Annotated in this window: 6 protein-coding genes; all 6 read left to right on the top strand. The window is 69.8% G+C overall.

Annotated elements, in window-relative coordinates:
* Window positions 1-16: 16 nt before the first annotated feature.
* The 6 genes from OHU74_RS11875 to rplU all read left to right on the top strand — a co-directional run bounded on the left by OHU74_RS11875 (window position 17) and on the right by rplU (window position 17723).
* Complete coding sequence (locus OHU74_RS11875; protein ID WP_371615860.1) at window positions 17-4057, top strand: ribonuclease E/G; 4041 nt, start codon at window positions 17-19, stop codon at window positions 4055-4057.
* 359 nt (window positions 4058-4416) lie between these two features.
* Window positions 4417-5991, top strand: a complete 1575-nt coding sequence (locus tag OHU74_RS11870; protein WP_371615859.1) for an integrin alpha — start codon at window positions 4417-4419, stop codon at window positions 5989-5991.
* Entirely contained in the window at window positions 5988-9653 is a 3666-nt protein-coding gene (locus OHU74_RS11865; RefSeq protein ID WP_371615858.1) for a LamG domain-containing protein, read from the top strand. The genes OHU74_RS11870 and OHU74_RS11865 overlap by 4 nt, the downstream gene beginning before the upstream one ends.
* Window positions 9654-9751: 98 nt before the next feature.
* Window positions 9752-16684 (top strand): RHS repeat-associated core domain-containing protein, encoded by a 6933-nt coding sequence (locus tag OHU74_RS11860; RefSeq protein WP_371615857.1) that lies wholly within the window; start codon window positions 9752-9754, stop codon window positions 16682-16684.
* Window positions 16674-17207, top strand: coding sequence for a barstar family protein (locus tag OHU74_RS11855; RefSeq protein WP_371615856.1), 534 nt, complete (start codon window positions 16674-16676; stop codon window positions 17205-17207). Before OHU74_RS11860 ends, OHU74_RS11855 begins: the two co-directional genes overlap by 11 nt.
* Before the next feature lie 195 nt (window positions 17208-17402).
* The gene (gene rplU, locus OHU74_RS11850; protein ID WP_112446572.1) at window positions 17403-17723 is read left to right on the top strand and encodes a 50S ribosomal protein L21; all 321 of its coding nucleotides are present in this window, start codon (window positions 17403-17405) and stop codon (window positions 17721-17723) included.
* Window positions 17724-17728 lie beyond the last annotated feature (5 nt).

Below are 17728 nucleotides of genomic sequence, written 5' to 3'. Positions count from 1 at the left end.
ACGGGAGAAACCCCGCATGCTCAACAGCGAAAACGACAACACCACCGCCAACAACGCAGCCGACAGTGGCAGCCCGAGCGACAACCTGCCTCCGCGCAGGCGCCGGCGTGCCGCTTCCCGGCCGGCCGGTCCCCCCGGCGGCCCGGTAGCCGCCACCGAGGCGGCCCCCGCACCCGTGGTGGCAGCCGCCCCCGCCGAGGAGGCCGCTCCGGCCGCCGCCCCGGCCCGTACCCGCCGCCGCGCCACCCGCGCCGTGGCCGCTCCCGAGGCCCCCGTGGCCGAGGTCGCGCCCGTCGTGGTCGAGGCTCCGGCCGCCGTGGCCGAGGAGCCCGCCGCTCCGGCCGCAGCTCCCGCCCGTGCCCGTCGCCGTGCCACCCGCGCGGTGACCGCTCCTGAGGCTCCTGTGGCCGAGGTCGCGCCCGTCGTGGTCGAGGCCGCGCCGGTCGAGGAGGCTGCTCCGGCCGCCGCCCCGGCCCGTGCCCGTCGCCGTGCCACCCGTGCGGTGACCGCTCCTGAGGCTCCTGTGGCCGAGGTCGCGCCCGTCGTGGTCGAGGCCGCGCCGGTCGAGGAGGCTGCTCCGGCCGCCGCCCCGGCCCGTGCCCGTCGCCGTGCCACCCGTGCCGTGACCGCCCCCGAGGCGCCGGTCGCCGAGGCCGCGCCGGTCGTGGTCGAGGCTCCGGCCGCCGTGGTCGAGGAGGAGCCCGCCGCTCCCGCCGCCCCGGTGCGTGCCCGCCGCCGTGCCACCCGCGCCGTGACCGCCCCCGAGGCTCCCGCCGCCGAGGTCGTCGCGGAGGAGGCCCCCGTCGCGGCTCCCGCCGTCAGGGCCGTCACCGTCGCCGACGCCGTGGACTCCCCGAAGCGCGGCGGCCGCCGTCGCGCCACGCGTTCCACCACCGCTCCGGCCGCCGCCGCGGCGCCGCAGCCCGCGGCTGCCGCCGCTGCCCCGGCCGAGGCGCCCGCCGCCCCGGCCCCGTCCAGGGGCAGCCGCCGCGCCGGTCGTCCGGCCGTCGCCGTGTTCCAGGCCCCGGTCTTCGCCGAGCCGATGTTCCAGACCCCGGAGACCGCCGCCATGGCCGCGGCGGCCGCTGCCGCAGCCGCCCCGGTCGACGAGTTCGACGAGGTCGAAGAAGAAGAGATCGAGCTCGAGGCCGAGGCCGTCGTGGCCCCGGCCCCGCAGCCGGCCGGCCGTCGCCGCCGCCGCGGTCGCGGTGCAGCCGCCGAGAGCGCCGCTCCGGCGGCCCCGGCCGCGCCGTCCGCTCCGGTCTCGCTGGCCGACGTAGAGCTCTTCGAGGAAGAGTCCGAGGCCGCCGAGCTCGAAGAGGCCGCCGAGGAGGACTTCGACGAGTCGGGCGACCGCCCGTCCCGCCGTCGCCGCCGCGGTGGCCGTCGCCGCCGTCGCGGTGAGGCCGCCGACCTCGACGAGTCCGCCGAGGAAGAGGCCGAGGCCGAAGAGGCCGATGAGGAAGAGGCGGAAGAGGACGAGGAGAACGGGGCCCTCGGCTCCAGCTCCAGCCGTCGTCGCCGTCGCCGTCGTCGCCGCAGTGGTGACGGCGGTACGGACGCCGACGCGGGCGACGAGGACGGCGTACGCACCGTCGTCAAGGTCCGCGAGCCCCGCCCGGCGCGCGAGCGCTCCGAGTCCGCCGCGGGCTCCGGCTCCACCTCCTCCGACGAGGTCCAGTCCATCAAGGGCTCGACCCGCCTGGAGGCGAAGAAGCAGCGCCGCCGCGAGGGCCGCGAGCAGGGCCGCCGCCGCGTCCCGATCATCACGGAGGCCGAGTTCCTGGCCCGCCGTGAGGCCGTCGAGCGCGTGATGGTCGTCCGCCAGTCGGGCGAGCGCACCCAGATCGGCGTCCTCGAGGACAACGTGCTCGTCGAGCACTACGTCAACAAGGAAGAAGCCACCTCGTACGTCGGCAACGTCTACCTGGGCAAGGTCCAGAACGTGCTGCCGTCGATGGAGGCCGCCTTCATCGACATCGGCAAGGGCCGCAACGCCGTCCTGTACGCCGGTGAGGTCAACTTCGAGGCGCTCGGCATGGCCAACGGGCCGCGCCGCATCGAGTCCGCCCTCAAGTCCGGCCAGTCGGTCCTGGTGCAGGTCACCAAGGACCCGATCGGCCACAAGGGTGCCCGCCTGACCAGCCAGGTCTCGCTGCCCGGCCGCTACCTCGTCTACGTGCCCGAGGGCTCGATGACCGGTATCAGCCGCAAGCTGCCCGACACCGAGCGTGCGCGCCTGAAGACCATCCTCAAGAAGATCGTCCCCGAGGACGCGGGCGTCATCGTGCGCACCGCCGCCGAGGGTGCGAGCGAGGACGAGCTGCGCCGCGACGTCGAGCGTCTGCAGGCCCAGTGGGAGGACATCCAGAAGAAGTCGAACCAGATCTCGACCTCTTCGCCGAGCCTCCTGTACGGCGAGCCGGACATGACCGTCCGCGTCGTGCGCGACATCTTCAACGAGGACTTCTCGAAGGTCATCGTCAGCGGTGACAGCGCCTGGGAGACCATCCACGGCTACGTGAACCACGTGGCCCCGGACCTGTCCGACCGGCTCTCCCGCTGGACCTCCGAGGTCGACGTCTTCGCGACGTACCGGATCGACGAGCAGCTCGCCAAGGCGCTCGACCGCAAGGTGTGGCTGCCCTCGGGCGGCTCGCTTGTGATCGACAAGACCGAGGCGATGATCGTCATCGACGTCAACACCGGCAAGTTCACCGGTCAGGGCGGCAACCTCGAGGAGACCGTCACCAGGAACAACCTGGAGGCGGCCGAGGAGATCGTGCGCCAGCTGCGGCTGCGCGACCTCGGCGGCATCGTGGTCATCGACTTCATCGACATGGTCCTGGAGTCCAACCGCGACCTGGTCCTGCGGCGCATGCTGGAGTGCCTGGGCCGTGACCGGACCAAGCACCAGGTCGCCGAGGTGACCTCGCTGGGCCTGGTCCAGATGACCCGCAAGCGCGTGGGCCAGGGTCTGCTGGAGTCCTTCTCCGAGACCTGCGTCCACTGCAACGGCCGCGGTGTCATCGTGCACATGGAGACCCCGACCGTGGTCGGCGGCGGTGGCAACGGCAAGCGCTCCAAGCGCCGCGGTGGCCGCGCCGACGAGCACGAGCACGACCACGAGATCGAGTCCGTCGAGACGGACGTCTACGAGATCGAGACCGAGGCGGAGGTGGCTGCCGAGGCCGCCGCCCCGATCGCGCTGCCGGAGCCCTCCTTCGTCGCCGACGAGGAGCTGTACGGCAGCCCGGCCGAGGCCGAGGCCGCCGCGGGTCTGAGCGGCCGTCGCAACCGCCGTCGCGCCACCCGCAAGGCGACCGCTCCGGCGGGCGCCGCGCGCGTCGCCGCGGCTCCGGCCCCCGTGGTCGAGCCCGAGCCGGTGGTCGAGGCCGAGATCGAGGTCGTCGAGGTCATCGAGCCCGAGCCCGTGATCGAAGCGGTCGAGGTAGTCGAGACGGTCGTCGCGGAGCCGGTCGTGGAGGAGGCCCCCAAGGGCCGCACCCGCCGCCGTGCCACCCGTAAGGCGACCGCTCCGGCGGGCGCCCCCGCCGAGGCCGCCCAGGCCCCGGAGCCGGTCGTCGCGGTGGAGCCCGAGCCCGTCGTGGAGCCCGAGCCCGCGCCGGTGGTCGTCGAGACCCCCGCCGAGCCCGTGATCGAGCCCGCGGCCGAGGCCGCGCCGGCCCGTCCGCGTCGCCGTGCCACCCGTAAGGCCACCGCACCGGCCGGTTCCCCGGCGGGCGCGGAGGCGGCCGTGGTGGTCGTCCAGGCGCCGGTGGAGACCCCGGCCGAGGTCGTCGTGGAGGAGGCCGCCCCGGCGGCTCCCGCCAAGAAGGCGGTCCGCAAGACGGCCGCCAAGAAGGCGACGACCACGGCGGCCGCGGCGAAGAAGGCCCCGGCCAAGAAGGCGGCGGCTGCCAAGAAGACCGTCGCCAAGAAGGCGGCGACGGCCAAGACGGCCGCCAAGAAGACCGTTGCGAAGCGGGCGACGAAGAAGACCGCGGCGGCCGAGCAGCAGACGCTGCCCTCCGTCTCGGCTCCGACGGAGGCCTGATCCGCGGATCCGGCTCCACCCGGTTGACCTGACCGACCTGCTTCATCCGGCCCCGCCCGGCACCCAACTCGGTGCCGGGCGGGGCCATTTGCATGTCCTGAAGTGATCAATCCGTTATCCACAAGATCATCTAATGTCGGACATTGCCAGTTGTTTACCGCGAGTTGGCAAAGCAAAGTGTCCCTACGCTTTGTGCGGCTGTCGCGGGGGGAACTGTTGGCGGCGGGGGAGGAGTTGGCGTGCGCTCAATGCCGCACGCCCCATGTGTTCTTGCAGCTCACCGCCGTGTTCTGACGTCTCGTCTCTGTTTTCGGCCGCCCTCCGGCGTCCTGCTGACACGACAGAGATGAAGCAATGCAGTGAACAAATCCTCCTTCGCGCCACACGGCGCCGCCCGGTGGTACGCCTCCCGGGGAACCCTGGCACTTTCGGCCACGGCCCTCGCCCTCGCCCTCACCACGGGACCCTTCCCCCTGACAGCCCCGGCCTCCGCGGCCGCCGGCTGCTCGGGCGTGGAATCGGACTTCAACGGTGACGGCATTCGCGACACGGCGATCGCCGACCCGGAAGCCACCGTGGCCGGCATCGCCAAGGCCGGAGTCGTACACATCGTGTACGGCGGCGGCAAGGGCAACCTCGAACTGACCCAGGAAGCCGCCAAGGCGGGCCCCTCCGAGGCGGGCGACCAGTTCGGCTTCTCCATGGCCGTCTACGACGCCGACCTCGACGGATGCAGCGACCTGGCCATCGGGTCCCCCTTCGAGGACGTCGGCACGCTCGTCGACGCGGGCCGGGCGGTCGTGGTCTACGGCTCCGCCACCGGTCTCGGTGCGGGCAAGGCGACGATCGAACACCGGCAGGGCACGGGCACGATGACCGCGATCGCCGCCGAGGCGGGCGACTTGATGGGCTACGCACTCGTGGCGGGCCAGTCCGCCGCGGGCGTGCCGTACCTGGTGATCGGTGCTCCGGGCGAGGACGTCGGCACGTCCGAGGACGCGGGCAGCGTGGTCTACATCTCCGGATCGACCACCCTCACGGCCGGCGTCGTCAACCAGGACGTCACCCTGGCGGGCCCGGTGCCCGATGTGGTGGAACCGTACGACCGCTTCGGCGCCTCGCTCGCCGCGACCCCGACCCACCTGGTGATCGGTTCGCCCGGTGAGGCCGAGGGGACGCTGGCCGAGTCCGGCTCGGTGACCGTCTTCAGCCACACCCTGGTCTCCGCCGTGCCCAAGCCGCTGCTCGCGCTGAACCAGGACTCGACGGGCGTCAGCGGCGGTTGCGAGGCCGGTGACGGATTCGGAACCGCCATCGCCATGGTGCCCTTCCGGGCTCCCGGGGCGACCAGCACCACCGAGTCGCTGCTCGCCGTTTCGAATCCGGGTGAGGACCTCGCCGGACTCGAGGACGGCGGCTCCGTCCTGATCTTCCGGCTGGACGGAGCGGGCGGGTACACCGAGACCTCCTCGATCAACCAGAACGTCCTCAACGTCGATGGGTCCATCCAAGCCGGCGACCACTTCGGACAGCGCCTCGCGGCCTACAACTCCGCCCCCGACAGCGAGACCACGGCGAGCACCGCGCGCCTCGCGGTCGGCGTGCCGGGTCAGGACGGGTCCAACGGCCTCACCGACCGCGGCTCGGTCCACCTCTTCCCGATGGTGGGCCCCCCGGGCGACTCCGACAAGCTCCTGGAGCCGGGCAGCGAGATCCCGACCCCGGCCGCCCCGCGCGAGTACGCGGGCCTGAGCATCGGAGGCGGATCCGGCGGGCTCTACGTCGGCATGCCGTACGGCCCGGCCGAGGGACGTGCCGTCTACGTGTTCCCGTGGACCATCGGCGGGGTCGGCGGAGCTCCGACCCAGACGTTCAAGCCCGGTCAGGGCGGTCTGCCGGCCGAAAGCAACACCTTCGGAACGGTGGTCCGATGATGCGCAAGCAGCAGAGGCAGCACGAGCACATGGAGCACGACGAGCCCCAGCCCCGGACCCAGCCGCCGGCGCCCGGGCTGCGCCGCACCCTCGCCCGGCGTGCGGCCTTCGCCGCCGTGACGGCAGGCGCCGTGCTGGTCTCCGGCCTCGGCCTGGAGACGTGGGCCGGATCCGGATCCGGAGCGGACCGGGCCGTGGAACCGGTGGGCACGGGTATCCCGGTGCAGACGGAGACCGAGGCGCGCTTGGTGGCCCGCCAGAGCGGTAAGCAGATCGAGGTCCTCGGGCTGCGCACCGAGCAGCGGGAGATCTTTGCCGCGCCGGACGGCACGTACACGGCCCGCGAGTACACCGAGCCGGTGCACGCCGTGCAGGGCGGCAAGTGGGTCGACATCGACAAGACCCTGGTCAAGCGGAGCGACGGCAGCGTCGCCCCCAAGGCCACCACCGTCGCGCTGACCTTCTCCAACGGAGAGGCCGGCAAGCCCTTCGTCACCATGCGCCGCGGCACCCGCGAAATGGCGCTGACCTGGCCCTACGGCAAGCTCTCCGCGCCCGTGCTCGACGGCGACTCCGCGACCTACCCGGACGCCCTCCCGGGCGTGGACCTCAAGGTCCGGGCCGAGGCGAACGGCTTCGGTCACCTGCTGGTCGTCAAGACCCCGGAGGCCGCCGCCGACCCCCGGCTGCAGCGTCTGGACCTGGGCCTGAAGTCCAAGGGCCTGACGTACAAGAAGGACGAGAAGGGGGCGGTCTCCGCCGAGGACAGCGTCGTCGGCGGCACCGTCTTCCAGTCGGGCGCGCCGTCCATGTGGGACTCGGCCTCCTCCCTGGAGACCGCCAACCGGGCCAAGGGCACCAAGGCCGTGGCCCAGTCGCTGTCCGCGGCCAGGGCCGATGCCCCGGCCGCGCAGAGCGCCCCGGTGGCCCCGGCCCTCGAAGGTCCGGGAGGCGGCGGCAAGGCCGTGCCCCTCGGGATCGAGGTGTCCGCGGACAAGCTGACCCTGGTCCCCGACCAGAAGCTGCTGCGCGACGGCTCCACCGTCTTCCCCGTGGTCATCGACCCGATCCAGAAGACCGCCGACCGCTCCGGCTGGACCGCCGTGATGGACGGCAAGCCCTCCGTCGGCGAGTGGCAGTACTCGGGCAGCGCGGGCATCGGAAAGTGCCCGACGGACTACAGCGCCGCGTCCTGCGCCGGTGTCGGCGTACGCCGTGTGATGTTCCAGATCCCGCTGTCCTTCTACAAGGGCAAGCAGATCATCAGCGCCGACTTCAGCGCCCGTGTGCAGCACGTGTACTGGGCGGACGCCCGCGCCGAACCCGCGCAGCTCTACCGGATCGGCGGCAACGGCGCCCACATCGACAAGCTGAGCAACTGGACCAACACCCAGTACAGCGCGCAGACGATGCTGGAGACTCTCAACGAGAAGATCCAGCCCACGTCCTGCGAGTCGCAGGCCAACATGCACTTCAAGTCCGCCACGAACGGCGGCCTGAGCAACAGCGTGCGTCAGGCGGCGAACGAAGGCTGGGACTCCATGCTGCTGGGCCTCAAGGCTCAGAACGAGGGCAGCTTCGGCGGCTGGAAGCGGGTCTGCGGCAACGCGTACCTGTCCATCAACTACAACACCCTGCCGGGTGCCATCGCCGCCGGCTCGATGTCGTCCAACCCCGGCGGCGCCTGCGTCACCGGAGCGAACCGCCCCTACACCGACGTGCCGCCCGTCCTGCGGGCCATCGCCAACGACGCCGACTGGGGCGAGCAGGTCAAGGTTCGCTTCCGCCTGGAGTGGAAGGACGCGGCCGGCGCGACCCAGGCCTACGAGGAGGACACGAACTTCAAGGCGCCGACGGCCTCGACGCCGTTCGAGCACACCGCGAGGTCGACGATCCCCGAGAACACGGTCGTCTCCTGGAGCGTCGTCGCGAACGACGGCGACGGCTGGGGCCCGTGGAGCGGCAAGTGCGAGTTCATGTACGACAAGTCCTTCCCGGGCAAGCCGGACGTGACCTCCGCGCAGTACCCGGCCACCACCGACTACCACGACGGTGTCGGGGCGGCCGGTACGTTCAGCTTCGCAGCCAACCCGAACGATGCGGTGCCCGACACCGACGTCGTCAAGTACCGGTACTCCTTCGACGGTGAGCCCGACCGCGAGGTGGCCAACGCCGCCGCCGGCGGCCCGGCTTCGGTGAACTGGACGCCCACCCGCTCCGGCCCGCACTGGGTCGACGTGGTGGCCGTGGACAAGGCGTCCCACCCGAGCGCCAAGGCCCGCCACAGCTTCTACGTGGCCGCCGGCGCCACCGCCGCCGCGCAGTGGAACCTGGCCGACAAGCCGGGTGGCGACGCCGCCGTGGAGGAGCAGGACAAGTACCCCGCGGGCTTCGGCCCGGGAGTCACCTTCGGCGTCCCCGGTCCGGGTGGGGCCATCGACTCGGCAGCCCACTTCGACGGCACCGGCGACAGCTGGGTCGACGCGGGCAGCAGGGTGCTGGACACCATCAAGGGATTCAGCGCCAGCGCCTGGGTCCGCCCCACGGACCTCAGCCGCGATATGACCGTGATCAGCCAGGACGGCACCGGCGAGCCGGGATTCGTCCTGGGCTACGACGCCACGGCCAAGACCTGGAAGTTCTCCATCCCGGCCAACGACGTGGAGACCATCGGTGAGTGGAAGGCCGTGTCCACCGGGGTCGTCCCGGCCAAGGACCAGTGGGTCCTGCTGACCGGTCTCTACGACGGTGTCACCGGCAAGCTCCAGCTGTACGTCAACCACGAGCTCAAGGGTGAGGCGGTCCGCCGCTTCACGTGGAACTCGTACGGTCCGCTCCAGATCGGCCGTCACATCGACAAGGCGGGCTACCAGGACGCCTTCAGCGGCGACCTCGCCGAGGTCCGCGTCTTCAGCCGTCCCCTGGTGCCGGGTCAGATCGCCGAGATCACCACGGTCAAGCCCGGGCGCAAGGGGTACTGGCCGCTCAACTCGGCGGCATCCGGGGTCTCCCCGAACATCGCCGGCGGCCAGGGCCTGACCCTGGTGGGCAACGCGGCCCTGTACACGCCGAACATGGACGACCCGCTGGAGGCTCCGCCCGCGCCCATGGTCGGCGCCGGGCACATGCTCCTGGACGGAAACGGGGACTACGCCACCACGGCCGCCGCCCCGGTCACCGGAACGGCGAGCTTCAGCCTCTCGGCACGGGTCCAGCTCACCTCGGCCCAGGCCACCGTCTCGCAGACGGTGTTCTCCCTGCCGGGCAGCAACGCCAACCGGGTCCAGGTCCGCTACCAGGCTTCCAATAAGCGCTGGGAGCTGGCCGTGGCCACCTCGGACACGGCGGGAGCCGCGGTCAAGGTCTTCTCCGACGACCAGGCCCTGCCGGACGACAACCCGGCGGGTCAGCACCTGGCCGTGGTCTACGACGCCTTCGCCGGTCAGATCCGGCTGTACGTCAACGGCCAGCTGGCGGCCTCCGCCAAGGGCGTGGACAACACCGTCTGGGCCGCCACTGGCGGTCTCCAGGTCGGCCGTTCGCTGCGCGGCAACGCGGAGTACTTCGCCGGAGCCATCGACGAGGTCCGCGCGTACGACGGCGCCCTCGACCCGACGGCCGTCATCCAGCTCGCCTCCACCGGTGAGCTGACGGACCGCTAGCCCATCCCCACCCGACAGGTGTGCCCGCCCCTCCCACGGGGCGGGCACACCTGTCGGCTCACGCACCACCTTCCTGCCCAACTCTGTGGAGTGCACTGATGTCTCTACGCGGCCGATTGCTCAATCGGCGCATATCCAGGCGGACACTGGGGTCCGTCGTCATCGGACTGAGCCTCGCTCTGTCCGCATCCTCCGTACAGGCCCTGGAGGTCACCCCCGGCTCCACCAAGCGGCCGGGCGTCCAGGACTTCGGGGACCCCGTCAAGGGCACCAAGGCCAAGTCCAAGGCCCGCCCCGCCAACGCCACCGCCAAGGCGGCCGTCAAGAAGCTGGACAAGCCCGTCTGGCCGGGCAGCGGCAGCACCGAGGTGCCCGTCACCGGGGGAGCCGCCGCGGCGTCCCAGGCCAAGGTCGGCGGCCTGCCCGTCACGGTGACCGGCCCGAAGGAGGCGGTGGCCGCACCGCAGGCGAAGGCCACCTCCTTCCACTCCGCGGTGCTCGGCGGCGCCAAGCAGCCCGCCAAGGTCCAGGTCGACGTGGTGGCCCCCGACCGGGCCGCCAAGCTCGGCGCGGGCGCGCTGCTGCGCGTCCAGCGCTCCGACCAGGGCACCGACGCCGCCCCGGTACGGGTGAAGGTCGACTACTCGGCCTTCGCCGACGGCTTCGGCGGCAGCTACGGCTCCCGTCTCGCCCTGGTCGAACTCCCGGCCTGTGCCGCGGTCGCCGACCCCGGCACCGCCGCCTGCCCGGAACTCCCCAAGCCGCTGAAGACGGTCAACGACCCGAAGACGAAGACCGTCTCCGCGGACGTCACCGCCCAGCCCCGCATGGTCGGCATGTCCACCATGGCGGCCGGCCCCGCCGCGGTCGGGCCCATCGTGGCCCTCACCGCGGGCGGTTCGGGCGCGCAGGGCAACTACTCGGCCACTCCGCTCGCCCCGTCGGCGAAGTGGAGCGTCTCGAACTCCTCGGGCGGCTTCTCCTGGTCGTACCCGCTGCGCACGCCCCCCGTCCCCGGCGGTCTCGTCCCGACGGTCGGCCTCGGCTACAGCTCGCAGTCCGCGGACGGCCGTACCTCCGACACCAACAACCAGGGCTCCTGGCTCGGCGAGGGCTTCTCGTACGAGCCCGGATACGTCGAGCGCCACTACAAGCCCTGTGCGAAGGACGGCCAGAGCGCCTCCGCCGAGCAGTGCTGGGCCTTCGACAACGCCACGGTGATGCTCAACGGTTCGTCGACCGAGCTGATCAAGGGCGACGCCGACGGCAAGTGGCGGATGGCGTCCGACGACGGCTCCAAGATCGAGCAGCTCACCGGCGCCGTGAACGGCGACAACGACGGTGAGCACTGGAAGATCACCACGACCGACGGCACCGAGTACTACTTCGGCAAGAACCGTCTGCCCGGCTGGGCCACCGGCAACGAGGAGACCTCCTCGGTCTGGACCACCCCGGTCTTCGGCAACAACACGGGCGAGCCCTGCTACAACGCGACCTTCGCGAACGCCTCCTGCCAGCAGGCCTGGCGCTGGAACCTGGACTACGTCAAGGACCGCCAGGGCAACGTCATGTCGTACTTCTACGGCAAGGAGACGAACCACTACGCCCTGAACGGCAAGACCGACGTCAACGGCACCGCGTACACCTCGGGCGGCTGGGTCAAGCGCATCGACTACGGCCAGCGCGAGGCCACCGTGTACTCCGCCAAGGCGCCGGCCCGCGTCGTGTTCACCACGCAGGAGCGCTGCCTGCCGACGGACACCTTCAAGTGCCTCCCGGCCGACTTCAAGAAGGAGAACGCCGCCTTCTGGCCGGACGTCCCGATGGACCGGTACTGCGCGCCGAGCACCAAGTGCAACGCCACCCAGGTCGCGGCGTCCTTCTGGACCCGCCAGCGGCTGACCGGCGTCACCACGCAGATCCGCAAGGACGCCACCGCCTACGACGACGTCGAGGCCTGGACGTTCACGCACCAGTTCACCGACAACGGCGACCAGTCGAAGACCCTCTGGCTGTCCAAGATCGACCACCAGGGCCGCAGGGGCGGCACCGTCGACGTCCCCTCGGTCGAACTGATGGGCACCCAGCTCAAGAACCGGGTCGACAGCCTGGACGAGAGCATCGCTCCGTTCTACCGCTTCCGTCTCTCCACCGTCCTGAGCGAGACCGGCGCCCAGCTGGACGTGAACTACGCCCCGGCGGAGTGCACCAAGGCCACCCTGCCCAAGCCGGGCGAGTCCACCCAGCGCTGCTACCCGGTCGTCTGGTCGCCCCCGGGCTTCCTCGACCCGATCACCGACTGGTTCCACAAGTACGTCGTCGCGCAGGTCATCGAGACCGACCGCACCGGCGGATCCCCCGATTCGGTCACGGACTACGAGTACCAGGGCCCGGCGGCCTGGCGTAAGGCCGAGCCGGACGGCCTGACCGAGGACAAGTACCTCACCTGGGGCGGCTGGCAGGGCTACGGCAAGGTCAAGGTGACCACCGGCGGCTCGGCCGCGGGCAAGACCCGGATCGACTACACGTACCTCCAGGGCATGGACGGCGACAAGAAGCCGGACGGCACGGCCCGCTCGGTCACGGTCACGGACTCCGAGGGCGGTACGTACACCGACTACAAGGAGTTCAGCGGCCACGAGCTGGAGTCCGCGACCTACGACGGCGACAAGCTCGTCTCCAAGGTCATCAAGACCCCGATGCGGCACTACACCGCGACGGACACCAATACCTGGGGCACCAGCCACGCCTCGTTCACCAGGACCGTCAAGACGCGCGGCTACACGGTGACCGAGGGCGGCGACGGCCGGCGCGAGGCCGAGTCGAACGCGACGTACGACCTCACGAACGGCACCGGTCGCATCCTGGAGTCGGAGGACCTCGGCGACCTGTCGACCGCGGCCGACGACACCTGCACCCGTACGACCTACACGGACAACGCGACGGCCAACATCCTTGGCAAGGCCTCGCGGGTCGAGTCCGTCTCGGTGAAGTGCGCCGCCACTCCGGACCGCAAGACCCAGGTCATCTCGGACGAGCGCACCTCGTACGACGGCCTCGCATTCGGCGCCGCACCCACCGTGGGCAACGCGACGCAGACCGAGCGCATGACGTCCCACAACGGGACGACGGCCACGTACCAGGTCACCGCGACGACTACGTACGACACCCTCGGCCGTCCGGCGTCCCAGACCGACGCCGTGGGCGCCGAGACCAAGACGGCGTACACCGACGTCAACGGCCTCATCTCCCAGGTCAAGGTCACCAACGCCCTGGGCCACGTCAACACGAGGGACTTCGATCCCGCCTGGGGTCTGGTCACCGGCCAGACCGATCCGAACGGCAAGCGCGGCGACCTCACGCTCGACCCGCTCGGCCGGCTGGTCTCGGTCTGGTTCCCGGACCGCTCGAAGAGCGCGGCCCAGACGCCGAGCATCAAGTACAGCTACAACTACCGTCTCGACAAGCCGGTCTCCGTGAAGACGGAGAAGATCGAGATCGACGGTTCCTACGGAGCCGAGTACGAGCTTTACGACAGCCTGCTGCGGCCGCGTCAGAAGCAGACGGAGGGTCCGTCCGGTACCCGCATGGTGGCGGACACCTTCTACACGCCGACCGGCAAGATCGCCAAGGTCAACGCCACGTACAACGCGGCGGGGGCGGCCTCGGACGAGCTTCTGATCGTCCGCAACGGCGATGTGGGCGCGCAGAACCTCTACGAGTACGACGGCCTGGGCCGCACCACCGCCAAGATCACCGCAGTGGCGGGCGGTGAGCAGTGGCGGACCACGATCGTCCATGGCGGCGACCGCATCCACGAGGACCCGCCCGTCGGCGGCACACCCACGACGACGATCACAGACACTCAGGGACGGACTACCGAAGTCCGCCACTACAAGGGTGCCTCCCCGGTGCCGAACGGGCCGACCGCCGGCTACGACACCACGAAGTACACGTACACGCCGACGGGCAAGCTGAAGCAGCTCACCGACTCGGCGAACAACGTGTGGTCCTACAAGTACGACCAGCTCGACCGGCAGATCGAGGTGGTGGACCCGGATTCAGGCAAGGGGACGATCACCTACGACGAGGCCGACCGCCCGGTATCCGTCACGGATGCCCGCGGAAAGACGACCTCGACGGTCTACGACAAGCTGGACCGCGTCCTCACGACGTGGGACGGCCCCGCGACCACCGGAACCAAGCTCACCGAGCAGCGGTACGACAAGGCGGGCTGGCTGGGTTACGGGTACGCCTCGCTGCGCTACATCAATGCGACGGAGTACTTCGCGTCGGTGGTCCAGGCGATGGACGAGTTCTACCAGCCACTGAAGACGGCCTACACGGTCCCCGCCTCCTCGGGAACGGGACTCTCCGGCACCTATGTCTTCAGCACTGCCTACAACCGTGACGGCACCAAGCAGAGCGACTCGCTCCCGGCTGCGGGCGGCCTCGACGCCGAGACGCTCGCCTACGGCTACGACGACGTTCAGCGTCTGAAGAGCATGACGGGCACGACGTCGTACGTCACGAACGCGATCTGGTCCGGCCGTACCCTGCTCCAGCAGTTGGAGCTGAACAATGGCGGCAAGAAGGTCTGGCAGACCTTCCAGTACGAGACCGGCACCGACCGACTGCTGAATGCGAAGGTGGACATCTACGGGTCCACCACCGGTCCCGCCAAGGAGTCGAACTACTCCTACGATCAGGTCGGCAACGTCCGGTCCATCGCGGACACCGCCGGAAGCGGCACGCCTGACCTGCAGTGTTTCGCGTACGACTACCAGGCCCGCATGACGGAGTCCTGGACCCCGGCGGCCACCAAGGCCGCGGCCTCCGCGTCCGGCACGGTCGGCAGCCAGGTCCCGGTCTCGGGTTCGGGTCCGGCGGCCTGCAACACGGCCCCCGGCGCTTCTGCTCTGGGCGGCCCGGCGCCGTACTGGAACTCGTACACCTTCGACTCGGTCGGCAACCGCCTCACCGAGACGGCGCACGACAACGGCCTGAACGCCGCGAAGGACGTCAAGCGCACCTTCACCTACAAGGCGGGGACCCACCAGGTCCAGAAGGTCGTGGAGAACACCCCGACCGGTGACCGTCAGTACAGCTACGGCTACGACGCGGCCGGCAACACCACCACCCGCACGATCGGAGGCACCACTCAGACGCTCGAGTACGACTCCCTGGGCAACCCCGTCAAGAACAGCCAGCCGGACGACGTCACCACGCCGGGCAAGAACGAGGCGTCGGAGACGACGTTCCTCTACGGTCCCGACGGCGGCCGGGTCCAGCGCAAGGACGCCACCGGGACCACGGTGTACCTGCCGGGCATGGAGCTGCGCCTGGACGCGGGCACGAGCGTGGCCAAGGCGACGCGCTACTACGCCTTCGCGGGTCAGAGCATCGCGATCCGCACCCCGGACAAGAAGCTGTCCTTCCTGGCCTCGGACCACCACGGCACGGCTGAACTCGCGGTCGACGCGACAACGGGTGCGGTCACCCAGCGTCGTATGGACCCCTACGGAAACAGCCGAGGCACCCCGCAGGGTAGCTGGAAGGGTGAGAAGGGCTTCGTCGGCGGAACAATCGATGCGTCGACCGGCCTGACGACGATCGGGGCTCGTGAATACGACTCGTTCCTCGGGAAGTTCATCACCCCGGACCCAGTCGTGGACAACAGTGACGCCCAGCAGCTGAACGCGTACGCGTACGCGCACAACCGCCCGGTGTCGGCGAGTGACCCGAGCGGTCTGTACGACCCGGACGAGCGGAACTACTGCAACGGCCATAGCGACGAGTGCACGAACGGCCGGTACACCGGGAAGAAGCCCGACAAGCAGCCCGACCCGCCTCCGACCAAGGAAGCGGAGGAAAACTACAACAAGGCCCAGGGCGAGCACGACCGCACCAAGGCGAAGATCAAGGATGCCGTCAAGCAGATCACCAAGATCCTCATGGATGAGCTTGGTATCACTGCGGCCCTGGACTGCTTCTCCAGTGGCGACCTCGGTGCCTGTGGTGAAACGGCGCTCAACATCGCGAGCAGCTTCGCAGGTGGCATCGCCGGTAAGATCGCCAAGAAATACGGATGGCCGTCCCAATGGGGCAAGGCTCTAGAGCTGGGCAAGAAACTTGGCGGTCTGGCGAGCGACCTGATCTCCGGGGTCAAGGCGTGGTTCAAGACCTCGGAGAAACTCGAAAAAGCCAAGAATGCCCTGGATAAAGCCAAGGCCGCGGTCAAGCGCACCTGCCATAGCTTCCTCCCGGGCACCGAGGTGCTGCTGGCCGATGGAAGCAAGAAGAGCATCGAGGAGGTATCCCTCGGTGATCAGGTGCTCACCACTGACCCGTCGACCGGTGAGCAGGTGGTGCGTGCCGTCGTCGGCACCATCGTCACGCGCGATGACAAGGAGTTCGTCGACCTCACGGTCAGCACGCCGGACGGCGATGCGGCACTCGTCTCGACGGTCAACCATCCCTTCTGGGTCGCCAGTGAGCAGCGCTTCGTCGAAGCGGGCGATCTTCGCCCGGGAATGCTCCTGCGCACGCCCGACGGTTCGACGGTCACACTCGCCGCTACCCGGTTCTTCGGAGGCGCCCGGCAGACGCATGACCTCTCGATCGAAGGCGTTCACGCTTACTACGTAGCGGTCGGGTCGGCGCCCGTCCTCGTTCACAACTGTGACCTGGACCTCGGGGGCATCGATGAGTGGGACCGCGATCAGGTCACGGCTGTGATGGATTCATTCGACCGGACCGGGAAGCCCCCGACCGGGGTCATGCAGGGTGGCATCGATGCCGACAACGTCGGTGTGTACCGGGGCCATAACATTCCCAATGGCGGTAAGGACAAGCCGCTCGGGTATTGGACTGAAATGGATGTCTGGCCCACCGAGCCCGGTAAGCGGAATCGCCCCATGGGGCGGCTGGTCGTCGGAGAGCGTGGTGAGACCTGGTACACGCCTCACTACAAGCCGGGTACGTGGGTATCTCTACGAGAAGGGTGCGGCTGCGGTCGCTATGCCAAATAACAAGTGGGAGATGCTGAGGTCGGCCCCCGCCGACACGCAGGACCCTTATGTGATCAGCGCACGGGAGCGACTGGCGCGCTGGGAGGACCTTCCCATGTCGAAGTTCGACGTGGGGGACCGCCCGTATCTGATTTCCGAGGCGGAATGCCGGAAGGTCCTCGACGGGCTGGCCGGCGCGGGCGTCAGCATCCTGGAAGCGGACGCGAGTGGAGTCCTCAGCGAGGACGACTTCCTCGTGCTGCTCGGGCGGGTCTACGGGTTCCCCGAGTACTACGGTGAGAACTGGGATGCGTTCCTGGACTGCTTCGCGGATGTGGTCGAGGCGGATTCCGCTCCGATCGTCCTGGTCATCTCAGGGCTCTCATCCTTCTTCGAGTCGGATTTCCGGTCGTTTCTCCGGTGTCTGCACGAGTTGGAGTCCGTCACGGAGTCCATCCCCCTGTTCCGTTCGGTGATTCCGCGCAAGGTCGTGAACCTGTATCCGGGGCACTGGCCGGTACCGGCACCCTCGGCGGCCGGATAGGGCATCGGGCCCCGGTTTGACCCCTCCGACCGGGGCCCGTAACCTAGGTCGCTGGCGTGTCTATGCACACGCCAATCCACTGAGCACCTCACCTCCCGTACCGCCTCGCGGCTGGATCGGGGGAGGCCGGCCTGCGGTTGACGCGGGGCCGGCTGGCTTCAGGGGTTCCCGAACTCGAGTGAGAGAGAGATCCGCGTGTACGCCATCGTGCGCAGCGGTGGTCGCCAGCACAAGGTTGCTGTCGGCGACATCGTTGAAGTTGACAAGATTCCCACCGCCAAGGTTGGCGACACGGTCGAGCTCTCGACCCTGCTCGTTGTCGACGGCGAAGCCGTGACCAGCGACCCGTGGGTCCTGGCCGGCGTCAAGGTCACGGCCGAGATTGTGGATCACCACAAGGGTGTCAAGATCGACATCCTGCGTTACAAGAACAAGACCGGCTACCGCCGTCGCCAGGGTCACCGCCAGCAGTACACGGCGATCAAGGTCACCGGTATCCCCGCGGCTGCGAAGTAAGAGGG

Source organism: Streptomyces sp. NBC_00454 (genome assembly GCF_041434015.1).
Lineage (GTDB): Bacteria > Actinomycetota > Actinomycetes > Streptomycetales > Streptomycetaceae > Streptomyces.
The sequence above is the reverse complement of the archived record's forward strand: the minus strand, read 5'-3'. Positions and strand labels throughout refer to the sequence as shown.

What these genes read in the sequence shown, in the direction of transcription:
- OHU74_RS11875 (WP_371615860.1), top strand. Translation starts at nt 17, where the DNA reads ATGCTCAACAGCGAAAACGACAACACCACCGCCAACAACGCAGCCGAC.
- OHU74_RS11865 (WP_371615858.1), top strand. Translation starts at nt 5,988, where the DNA reads ATGATGCGCAAGCAGCAGAGGCAGCACGAGCACATGGAGCACGACGAG.
- OHU74_RS11855 (WP_371615856.1), top strand. Translation starts at nt 16,674, where the DNA reads ATGCCAAATAACAAGTGGGAGATGCTGAGGTCGGCCCCCGCCGACACG.
- OHU74_RS11860 (WP_371615857.1), top strand. Translation starts at nt 9,752, where the DNA reads ATGTCTCTACGCGGCCGATTGCTCAATCGGCGCATATCCAGGCGGACA.